9 protein-coding genes are annotated in these 10,562 nt (G+C 71.1%); 6 read left to right on the top strand and 3 right to left on the bottom strand.

Annotated features, from left to right (window positions below; translation table 11 throughout):
* Positions 1 to 321: tetratricopeptide repeat protein (locus AB0I81_RS63550; RefSeq protein WP_360680525.1), on the top strand; the 321-nt coding region annotated here is incomplete at its 5' end.
* 333 nt (positions 322 to 654) lie between these two features.
* Here the strand turns inward: AB0I81_RS63550 and AB0I81_RS63545 are convergent.
* From AB0I81_RS63545 to AB0I81_RS63535, 3 genes are read right to left on the bottom strand one after another with little or no spacing between them, the layout of a single operon-like run.
* Entirely contained in the window at positions 655 to 1,371 is a 717-nt protein-coding gene (locus tag AB0I81_RS63545; protein ID WP_360680522.1) for an SDR family NAD(P)-dependent oxidoreductase, read from the bottom strand.
* Positions 1,368 to 2,237, bottom strand: coding sequence for a dihydrodipicolinate synthase family protein (locus tag AB0I81_RS63540; RefSeq protein ID WP_360680519.1), 870 nt, complete (start codon positions 2,235 to 2,237; stop codon positions 1,368 to 1,370). The genes AB0I81_RS63545 and AB0I81_RS63540 overlap by 4 nt, the downstream gene beginning before the upstream one ends.
* Positions 2,238 to 3,341 (bottom strand): mandelate racemase/muconate lactonizing enzyme family protein, encoded by a 1,104-nt coding sequence (locus AB0I81_RS63535; protein WP_360680516.1) that lies wholly within the window; start codon positions 3,339 to 3,341, stop codon positions 2,238 to 2,240. It abuts the gene before it with no gap.
* A gap of 80 nt (positions 3,342 to 3,421) precedes the next feature.
* Here AB0I81_RS63535 and AB0I81_RS63530 point away from each other — a divergent pair, with 80 nt between their 5' ends.
* The 5 genes from AB0I81_RS63530 to AB0I81_RS63510 all read left to right on the top strand — a co-directional run bounded on the left by AB0I81_RS63530 (position 3,422) and on the right by AB0I81_RS63510 (position 10,334).
* Positions 3,422 to 4,216: an IclR family transcriptional regulator gene (locus tag AB0I81_RS63530; protein ID WP_360680513.1), complete on the top strand. Its 795-nt coding sequence runs from the start codon at positions 3,422 to 3,424 to the stop codon at positions 4,214 to 4,216.
* A complete protein-coding gene (locus AB0I81_RS63525; protein ID WP_360680510.1) occupies positions 4,213 to 5,052 on the top strand; it encodes a sugar ABC transporter permease in 840 nt (279 codons plus the stop codon). Before AB0I81_RS63530 ends, AB0I81_RS63525 begins: the two co-directional genes overlap by 4 nt.
* Complete coding sequence (locus AB0I81_RS63520) at positions 5,049 to 5,927, top strand: carbohydrate ABC transporter permease (protein WP_360680507.1); 879 nt, start codon at positions 5,049 to 5,051, stop codon at positions 5,925 to 5,927. Before AB0I81_RS63525 ends, AB0I81_RS63520 begins: the two co-directional genes overlap by 4 nt.
* An 8-nt stretch (positions 5,928 to 5,935) precedes the next feature.
* A complete protein-coding gene (locus AB0I81_RS63515) occupies positions 5,936 to 7,213 on the top strand; it encodes a hypothetical protein (RefSeq protein ID WP_360680505.1) in 1,278 nt (425 codons plus the stop codon).
* 196 nt (positions 7,214 to 7,409) lie between these two features.
* Positions 7,410 to 10,334, top strand: coding sequence for a TIM-barrel domain-containing protein (locus AB0I81_RS63510; RefSeq protein WP_360680502.1), 2,925 nt, complete (start codon positions 7,410 to 7,412; stop codon positions 10,332 to 10,334).
* Positions 10,335 to 10,562 lie beyond the last annotated feature (228 nt).

The following is a 10,562-nucleotide window of genomic DNA, read 5'->3' as shown; positions in this document are numbered from 1 at the left end:
ACCGCCGAACTGGCACTCACCCACAGCGAGGACGGCAACTTCGGCCACTACCTCGCCGACTCGCTCAGCGTCCTCGGGCAACTGGACCTGGCCCACGGAGACCCGGCCACCGCCATCGCCACCCTCCAACGCTCGGTCCTGGCCTGGCGCACCCGCGGCTCGATCCCCTACCTGGCGCGCACCCTGCGCGCCCTCGGCGACGCCCACACCGCCGCCGGCGACCACCACACCGCCAAAACCGCCTGGGAAGAGGCCCGCGAACTGTTCCACGGCATCTCACACGAGAACGGCGTACGAACCCTGGACACCCGGCTCGGGTGAAGGTGAAGGTCGGCAGACTCGGTCTGGGTCCACAGCGTCGCGGACTTGGCGAGGCGCTCGTCCACGCTCTCGGGGCAGGGGCAGGGGCAGGGGCAGGGGCAGGGGCGGAAGAAGCACCGGCGAGAGATCCCCTCAGCATGCCGCCATTCCGCGGGGGTGCGGTGGAGGTATGACCGAGAGGGGAGGCGCCTCACCGGACAACACCGTCAGCAAGAGCGAGAACGGGGACAGGAAGCCCGCAACCTGGTCATGACCCTGGGCGACCATATCGCCAGGCTTCGGTTTGTGATCCACGATCGGGACATGACCGACCTCGCCGACACTGTTCGAGCGTCACAGCGTCGGGGCGAACCGGGCGCGCAGGTCGGGCCGTAGGTAGGCGGCGGGCGAGGCGATCGACAGGCCGCCGTCCACCGGGAGTGTCGCGCCGGTGATGAAGGAGGCTGCGGGCGAGGCCAGGAAGGCGACCGCTTCGGCCACGTCCCGCGGGGTACCGGTGCGGCCGATCGGGTAGCCGTCCGCGGCGTTCTCCAGCCGCTCACCGCCGATCAGGCCCGGCGCGACGACGTTCGCCCTGATCCCGGCCGACCCGTACTCCAGTGCGATCTGCCGCATCAGCGCGTCCAGCCCGCCCTTGGCCGCCGCGTACGCGGGCAGGCCGGGGGCGGCCAGGAAGGAGTTGACCGAGCCGACCGCCACCACCGCCCGCGTCAGGTGCGGCAGGGCCGCGCGGCACAGGTGGAAGGCGGCGTCCAGGGTCGCCCGGAGGGCGGCGTGCCACTGTTCGTCGGTGGTCCGCGTGATCGGCGCGACCGGCATCACAGCCGTGGCCAGCACCAGCACGTCGAGCCTGCCAAGGGCGTCCACCGCCGAGCGGACCACCCGGTCCACCTGCTCCGGCGCGGACAGATCGGCCACCTCGAAGCGGGTGTAGACGGGGTCGTCGCAAGGGCCGAGTCCGGCACCGGCGACACGGTGGCCGTCGCGGGCCAGGGCCTCGGCGATGGCGAGCCCGATCGGCGAGTTGCCACCGGCGAGCAGGGCGGTCATGCGACCCTCAACTCCGGCAGGGCGGCCAGGATCTCGTCCAGCGCGGCCCGGCTGCCGGGGTCGAGCGGCTGGGCCGGCGAGCGAACGGCCGCCGACTCGATCAAGCCGCGGCGCACCAGCACCTCCTTGTGCACTGCCCAGGCGATGCCCGGCTGCATGCCGAAGCGGATCAGTGGGAGCAACCTGGCGAAGGCGTCCTGCCCGGGTGCCTTCAGGATCGGGGCGAGCAGGTCGGTGAACTCGCACGCCGGCATGGTGCCGACCGCTCCTCTGGCGTACTCCTCCAGGCAGAACAGCGCGTTCTGGCCGCCGAACACCGCGAAGTCGCCGCCCGCTCTGGCGGCGACCGCGCCCACCTTGGGCGCGGTCGGCGGAGCCTCGATCTTGACCGAGGTGACGCCGTCCAGCTTGCTCAGCTCCACGATCAGGGACTCGGGCATGGACACCCCGGTGGCGCCGGGGGCGTCCTGCACCATCACGTCGATCCCCGCCCGCGCGGCGAGCTCGCCGTAGAAGTCGGTGAGCTGTCCCGGTGTGGCCTTGACCAGGTACGGCGGAAGCACCATCAGGGCGTCCGCGCCCCCTTCCACCGCCGCCAGGGCCTGCTCCAGCGCGGTCGCCGTACTGGTCGAGCCGACTCCGGCGACCACGGGGCCGGATCCGGCCACCCGGCGCACCTCGGCCAGGATCCTCGCGCGCTCGGCCGTGGTGAGCGCGAAGCCCTCGCTGGCCATGCCGAACACTGCGACGCCGTCGGCGCCGGAGCTGAGCTGCCACTCGGTCAGCCTGTGCAGGCTCGGCACGTCCAGCTCACCGGCCGCGGTGAATGGCGTGGCAAGGATAGGGATAAGTCCGGATATAGGCACTTACGACTCCTCTTCCAGGGTGGTGATGTCGACCTCCACGCCCAGGCCGGGACCGGCGGGGAGGGGGAAGCCGCCGGGGCCGCCGGCCAGCGGCGCGGTGAGGATCGCGCCGGCGACCTCGCAGGTGGTGGGCTGGTACTCGAAGAACGCCAGGTTCCCCAGGGCCGCGCTGACGTGCAGTCCCGCCGCGAGGGCGACGCCCAGCCCGGTCGAGTGGTGTGGCGCCACCGGCACGTGGTGGGCCGCGGCCAGCTCGGCGATGGACATCAGCTCGGTGATCCCGGTACGCCCGACGTCCGGCTGGGCCAGGCTCAGCGCGCGGCGCGAGAGCCAGTGCGCGAACTCGTAGCGATTGCGCAGCGTCTCGCCCACGGCGATCGGCAGCTCAGCCCGCCGCGCCAGCTCCCGGTGCCCCTCGACATCCTCGGGCGCGAGCGGGGCCTCCAGGAACAGCGCTCCCCGCTCGGCCAGGCCGTGCGCCAGCCGTACGGCCGAGGGCACGTCGTAGACCCAGTGGGCGTCAACGGCGACCTTCAGCCCGGCGGCGGCGACCGCGTCCACGGTGGCCAGGTCCTCCTCGACGCCGTGGCCGAGGTGGAGCTTCACCGCGGTCGCGCCCTTGGCGGCCCACTCCTTGGCCAGAGCGGCCCGTTCGGCGTCGGACGGGCGGGGCAGGCCGCTCACGTACACGGGCACGATCCCGGTGAACGCGCCACCGAGCAGGGACGCCACGCTCAACCCGGTGATCCTGCCGGTCAGGTCCCACAGGGCGATGTCGACGGCCGCGAGCGCGTCGGCCTGGTGCCCGGTCAGGTGACCGCGCTCGCGCATCAGGCCGGTCAGCCGGTCCCACAGCGGTCTGACCCGCGTGGGGTCCTGGCCGATCAGCGCCGGGGCGAGCAGCTTGTCGACGATGGCCGCCGGCACTTCAGGGGCGACCGGGGCCAGCGCCTCGCCCCAGCCCGTGGTGCCGTCGTCGCAAGTGACCGAGACGAGCAGCGTCTCGAACCGGGCGGAGTAGAGGCTGCGCCACGGCGAGCGCGTGAAGTAGCCCTCCTCCTGCGACGGTTCACCCAAGTAGGCGGTCTCATGCCGGAGCTTCACCGGGAAACAGCGTACTTGACGGATTTGCGGCATGTGCGTAACGATCCCACATAGTGCAAAGCGATTGCAATGGAGACAGGATGGCTTCCGATCAGGGCAACAATCAGAGCGTAGAACGGGCGATCTCCGTACTGCGGGCGTTCCTGACCGGTCGCCCCGAGCTACGCGTGTCGGACGTCGCGAAGGCCACTGGGCTGGGCACCTCCACCGCGTCCCGGCTGCTCGCCACGTTGGAGACGCTGGAGTTCGTGGAGCGCGACGAGGTGAGCGGCCTGTACCGGCTCGGCACCGCGCCGATCACGCTCGGCGGGGTGGCGCTGAACCAGCACCCGGTCCACCGCGAGGCGCGGCAGATCGCGCAGGACCTGGCCGCAGCCCTCGGCCTGGGCGTGAACGTGGCGATCAGACAGGACGACTCGATGTTCTACCTGGCCAACTTCGAGGGCAGGCTGGCCCCGCGCTCCTATGTGCTGACCGGCCAGCGCAAGCCGCTGTACGCCACCGGCATCGGCAAGTGCCTGCTGCTCGGCCTGTCCGCCGCGGAACGCCGTTCGCTGCTGCCCGCGATGCCGCCCTTCACCCCGAACACGATCACCGGCCACGACCGCCTGGACGGGGAGCTGGCCACCGTGCTCGGCCACGGCTACGCGACCGAGGTCGAGGAACTGGCCTTCGGCCGCGCGTGCGTGGCCGCGCCGATCCGCGACCGGTCCGGCACGGTCGTGGCGGCGATCTCCATTTCCGGGCCGCTGTCGGCGATCGGCCTGCCGGCCCGCGAGGCCGAACTGGCCAGGACGATCATCGAGACCGCGGACTCCGTCAGCATCGGACTGGGTTACGTCGGCCCGGCGCACCTGCTGGGCAGCCGGCCATGAGGAAGCTGACCAACGGGCAGTTCGCCTGGTTACTGATGGCGCCGGGCATGGCGCTGTTCCTCGCGATCATCGTCTATCCCCTGGTGGCCGCGCTGGTCACCGGCTTCTTCGAGCAGAGCCTGGTCCGCCCCGGCCGTACCTTCGTCGGACTGGCCAACTTCGCCGACCTGCTCGGCGGGGACTTCTGGCCGGTGCTGCGCAACACGCTGGTCTTCACCCTCGGCGCGACGGTGATCCCGTTCCTGCTCGGGTATGCGCTGGCCCTGGCGCTGAACTCCGGGCTGCCGGGCTTCCTGCGCGGGCTGTTCCTGTTCCCCTGGGTGATCCCCGGCGTGGTCGTGTCCTTCCTGTGGCTGTGGATCTTCAACGCGAACTACGGCGTACTCAACGGGCTGCTGGGGACCGAGATCAGTTGGCTGGGACAGCCCGGCACGGCGATGGCCGCGGTGATCGTCACCAAGACGTGGGCCAGCTTCCCCTGGATGATGGTCATGCTCCTGGCAGGGCTGCAGACGATGCCCCGCGAGCTGCACGAGGCCGCCGCGGTGGACGGCGCGGGCGCGATCCGCCGGTTCAGGTCGGTCACGGTGCCGCACATGAAGGGCATCGCCGGGATCGTTTTCCTGCTGGAGTTCATCTGGAACTTCCAGCACTTCGACACCATCTACGTGCTCACCGGCGGCGGCCCCGCCGGCGCCACCAAGACGTTCGCAGTGGCCGTCTACGACACGGCGTTCAAGGGGTTCGACCTGGGCCACGCCACCGCTCTGGGCGGGCTGTGGATGGTGCTGCTGCTCGTGCTCATGGTGCTCTACCTGCGTAAGGAGGCTTCGTGACGGTGACCTTGAGCGCGTCCGTGCCCACGGCCCGGACCAGGCGGAGATCGCCCGTCAACCGATCCCGCGTAGCGGCCTGGGTCGCCGTCGTCGTCATCGGCCTGTTCGGCCTGGCCCCGATCTACTGGCTGGTGGTCACGGCGCTCACCCCCGACGACCGGGCCTTCAGCTTCCCGCCGTCGCTGATCCCGACCGAGATCACCTTCGAGCACTTCGCCCGGCTGGCGGAGAACCCGCAACTGTTCCAGTACCTGGCGAACAGCGTGATCGTGTCGGTGATCACCGCGATCCTCAGCGTGATCGTGTCGGCCTACATGGCCTACGCCTTCTCCAAGTTCCGCTACCGCGGCCGCAGGTCGCTCATGCATCTCGTGCTGGCCTCGCAGCTCTTCCCGCAGGCGCTGCTGCTGGTCACCCTGTACGCCGTGTTCAGCGCCACCGGCCTGCTGGGCAGCTACACCGCGCTGATCCTGTCGTTCACCACCTTCACGCTGCCGCTGTGCGTATGGATGCTGAAGGGCATCTTCGACACCGTGCCGTCCACGCTCATGGAGGCGGCGGCGATCGATGGTGCCTCCCGGTGGCGGACGCTGCACACGATCGCGCTTCCGCTCGCCGCGCCGGGGCTGATCGCCGCGGGCCTTTTCGCGTTCGTCCGCGCGTGGAACGACTTCGTCTTCGCCCTCACCCTCGCCGACCCCGCGCGGCAGACCCTGCCGCCGGGGCTGGTGCACACCTACCTCGGGGAGTTCCAGACCGCCTGGCCAGACCTCATGGCCGCGTCGTTCGTCGTCTCGCTTCCGGTCATCGCCGCGTTCATGTTCCTGCAGCGATACCTGGTGGGCGGGCTCACGGCCGGCGCGGTCAAGGGATAGGAGACCACATGAACACGCTCAACCGCCGGGACGCCCTGCGGCTGCTCGGCCTGTCCACCCTTGGAGTGACCGCGCTGGCGGCCTGCGCCCCCGACGCCTCCGGCGGCACCCCTCAGGGTGACATCGCCGCCAAGTCCTTCGGCTTCACCTCATGGTCGCTGAACGAGGAGGCGCAGAAGGCCGCGGTGCAGGCCATCGTGGACGGCTACGCCGGCAGCAACGGCGTCAAGATCACTGCGGCGTCGTTCCCGTACAACGAGTACCTCAACCAGGTGACCCTGAAGCTGCGCGGCGGGCAGCTCACCGGGGCGATCCAGCTCGACGTCGCGTGGCTGGGCGCGCTGGCCGCGACGGGCAGGCTGCGCGACCTCGCCACGCCGGCCGCCAAGGGCGGCTACACGGACGTGGCGCTGTCCAGCGGCCGGACCGGCGGCAAGCAGCTCGGGCTGCCCTGGACCACCGGCTCGATCGGCCTCATCGCCAACACCGGGCTGCTGGAGAAGGCTGGCGTGGACGGCATGCCCGCCACTGTGGCGGAGTTCGAGGCGGCTCTGCGCAAGGTGGCCACGCTCGACGGCGTCATCCCGTACGCCGCCGCCACCAAGGCGGCCCAGCTCAAGGACATCCTGCCGTGGATGCGGACGTTCGGCAGCCCGCTGCTGGCCGAGGATCAGATCACGGTCGGCGACGACCCGTCGGTGGCGGCCGTGGAGTGGTACAAGAAGCTCTACGACGCCAAGCTGATCGCGCCGGACGTGGACCGCTTCGACGCCCGCGCGCTGTTCGCCCAGGGCAAGGCCGCCTTCTACGACGACGCGATCATCGCGCGCGGCGTGGTGGAGATCCAGGCGCCGGACAAGTCGCTGACGGCCAAGATGGTGCCGCTGTCCCGGCCCGTGCTGAAGGCGGGCGACTCTCCGCAGGCCCTGCTGTGGGGGCACGTGATCGCCGTGGTCGAGGGCGAGGGCGCCGACGCCGCCGCGGAGTTCGCCGCGCACGCCACTTCCGACACCGCCACCGTCGCCGCCTTCTTCGAGAAGGTGAAGCTGCCGCCGACGACCACCGCCGGCCTGGCCGACCCCAAGGTGTCCGGTGACGCGTTCACCACCGAGTGGACCGAGAAGATCACCAAGACCGCGACCGCGAACCCCTTCTGGCGGTACGCCGGCTACGCCCAGATAGAAACGGCCATCGCCGAACAGGTGCAGGCCGTGCTCGTCGGCGACTCCTCCGCGAAGGAGGCACTGGCAAAGGCCACCGAGACCGCCAAGGACCTGCAGAAATAGAGACCGCCCAGCAGCGGTCGTGTTCCGCGGAACGGCATTTCCGCGGTCCCGCTTGCACCGAGCGGCCCCTGACGGTGCACGTCCATGCTCGGATGCCCGGTCCCCGGCGGTTTCCCTGGCCGCGAGCGTGGCCGCCTTCGGCACGGCCCCGCACCAGCCGCGCACATGCCCGAACCGACCCCCCCGAGGACGACTCATGCGTCGCTTCCCCTCGCTCATCCACCTCGTCCTGCTCGTCCTGCTCGCCCTGCTCGCCGCCGCCGTGGCGCCGGCCGTATCGGCGCAGGCCGCCGCCGGCCCGATCGCCGACACCGGCGACGCCATCGTCATCACCGGCGACACCTACCGCATGACCATCCAGAAAGCCCGCTTCCGGTACTCCTTCGCCCGGCGCGACGGCACCGTGATCGCTCCCGCCCACGCCGAGTCCGGCCTGCGCGTCGGCGACGCGGACGCCGCCACCACCGAACTCGCCGGCCAGGCGGTGGGCACGGCCGTGCTCGACGTCACCCTGGAGACCGGCGCGAAGGTGCGGGTGAAGGTGCACCGGTCCGCCCGTCATGTGAAGATCACCGCCGACCGGGGCGCGGACTTCCGCACCGGCCCGGTGGCGCCCGCGTACGGGCTCGGCGACTACGGCGCGCACGCTGACGGTCAGCCCGATCAGGGCACCCCGTGCAGCGGCCAGGTCGAGGCGCGCCGGACGACGGAGCTGACCGGCATCGTCCTGGACAACCTCACCAACGAGGGCAGTTGCAAGCGGTTCATCTCCACCTTCGTGGTCTTCCCCCGGCAGAGGTTCGCCGAGGTGCTCTTCGACGAGGGACAGAAGCGGGTCGGCCTCACCACCTTGGAGAACCGGCTGGGCAGCACCGGGCCCGCGCAGGGCCTGTACTACTTCGCCGCCACCGACCTGAAGCGGATCTACGCCGACTACCGCGACGCGAGGCACCGGCACGGCTACGCCGACGTCCGGCCGCGGCCGGAGATGTTCGGGCTGGGGTGGGAGGCGTACGGCGCGCTGGCCTGGAACACCTACCAGTCGTCGGTGACCGAGACGGTCAAGGCGTTCAAGGACCACGGCTACCCGCTCCGGTGGGGCGTGGTGGGCTCCGGGTTCTGGCCGGGCCCGCGCGGCGACAAGTCCGAGGGGACGACGAACAGCTTCGGCATGTGGGACTCGGTGCACGAGCCGGGCCGCGACGACGGCCTGCCCAACCCGCGCTACCCCGACCCGGACGCGCTGAAGAGGCTGTTCGCGGACAGCGGTATGGCCCTGCTGCTCGGCGCGCGTAACAACTTCAAGGTGGAGCCCACGGCCAACGACGGCCCGTTCACCGCCGAGGCCCTGGCCAAGGGCTACTTCCTCCCGGTCAAGGTGACCAAGTCGCAGTTCCCGCAGGGCGAGACGTACGTGCTGGACGCCTCGAACCCGGAGGCCGTGCGGTGGTTCGTGGCGCAGAGCCGCAAGTGGGGCGTGGACGGCTTGAAGGAGGACACCATGCTGTACGCGCCCAACCTGAACCGCGACGGCAACTGGAACGCCTTGCAGAAGGCGCTGCACGACGCCGGCAACCTCGTCGTCGTCCGCAACGCCGCCTACTCGGTGCCCGGCGACTGGGTGCGCATCAACGACACGATCTACGGCCACGGCGAGGTCTTCCACGAGGACCCCGACCGGATGCCGGTGAACCTGCTCAACATCGCCGCCAGCGGCCCCGGAAACGTGTCCCCCGACATCGTGGGCGGCACCCCCCGGGCCTCGCTGACCGACCCGTCCTACCGGCGCTACTTCTGGCGGAACGCGCAGTTCGCCGCGCTGACGCCGGTCATGACCTTCGGCAAGGGGCCCTGGGAACTGGAGGACCCCGAGCTGGCCGAGTCGGTGAAGCGGATGGCGCTCTGGCACGACTCGCTCCACCCCTACATCTACGACGCGGTGCTCGACGGCTACGAGTCCGGCTTCCCGTACGCGATGACGCCGTTGTCCATCGCCTACCCCGACGCCGTCCCCGGTTCCGTCGGCCACGAGTGGATGCTCGGCGAGTCGCTGCTGGCGGCACCGCTGTTCGGGCGGGACTTCGACACCGCGCAGACGCGGGACGTGCACCTGCCCGCGGGCAAGTGGATCGACCACGAGACCGGCGCGGTGTACCAGGGGCCGCGGACCCTGACGGGCCACCCGATCGGAATGGACCGGCTGCCTGTGTTCGTGGGCGGCAAGGGCGTGCTGATCACGCGCTCCGGTGCGGAGGTGTACCCGATCGCGCGGGGCTCGGTCTTCGACGCCCGGGGCACCCGGATCGTCAACGCGAACACCGGCTGGGATCCCGCAAAGCTGGTCGTCACCGACGCCAGGACCGGCCGCCGCATGTCCTTCACCGTGGACTCCAAGACCGGCGCGATCCGCTTCCCCGTGGCCCGGGGACACCAGTACGTGCTGTCGGGCGGCGGCACGGCGGCGCACCCGTTCCCGGTCGAGACCGAGGTCCCGGCCGTGCCCTCCGGGCTGTCGCACCAGGGCGCCAGGCTGTCGTGGACGCCGGTCGAGGGCGCCCGCGGATACGTCGTGACCGGCGGCTGCCGCTCGGCCGTGGCCGGAAGCACGACCGGGGCGACCGGCCTCACCGTAGCCCCGGGCGTCTACCGGGTCGCGGCGACGAACGCGGCCGGCACCGGTCCTCTCTCGGAGCCCCACACGGTGCCGCCCCCCGCTTCCTCCGGCCCGGTCGTCGTGACCAACGAGGGCGGCCCCCCGACCTGCTCGGACACGCCGCCCTACCGGGAGACCGGAACCTGGTCCTCAAGCAGCCTGAAGGGCTTCGACGGCTCGGGTACCCGGTTCAGCACGACCGAGGGCTCGACCGCCACCTGGACGGCGCGCCTGCCCTCGGGCTCGTACGAGGTGGCCGTCTGGTACCCCGCGCACACGGCCAGCGCCAAGCAGGCGGCCTACCGGGCCGGCGGCCAGGACGTGGTCGTCGACCAGACCTCCTCGGGGGGTCAGTGGCGCTCCCTCGGCACCTGGCCCTTCGACGGCCTCGCCTCGGTGACCCTCTCCGTCAGCGGCGCCGGCAACCACCGTGCCGACGCGGTCCGCTTCACCCCCACACCGCGATGACCCCATGTGCCAGGCCGGGATCATGTCGCCGTTGCTCCCCGGCGGCCGGTCGCTCAGCAGCCAGCGGAGAAGACCCGGGCCTTCTCCACCAGCGACACGCCGTACTCCTCGTCCACGCCGTAGCGTGGGCTTCGGCTTTGTCATTCGTGCAGGGGAATGTGTCAGTAGTGCACCGCCACAAATGGGCTCCGCATCAGGCGAGGGCCCCGCGTGTGCCCGTCGAACCCG

The organism is Nonomuraea sp. NPDC050404 (assembly GCF_040655495.1).
GTDB lineage: Bacteria > Actinomycetota > Actinomycetes > Streptosporangiales > Streptosporangiaceae > Nonomuraea.
Note: the sequence above shows the minus strand (reverse complement) of the source record. Positions and strands in the feature narration are given on the sequence as shown.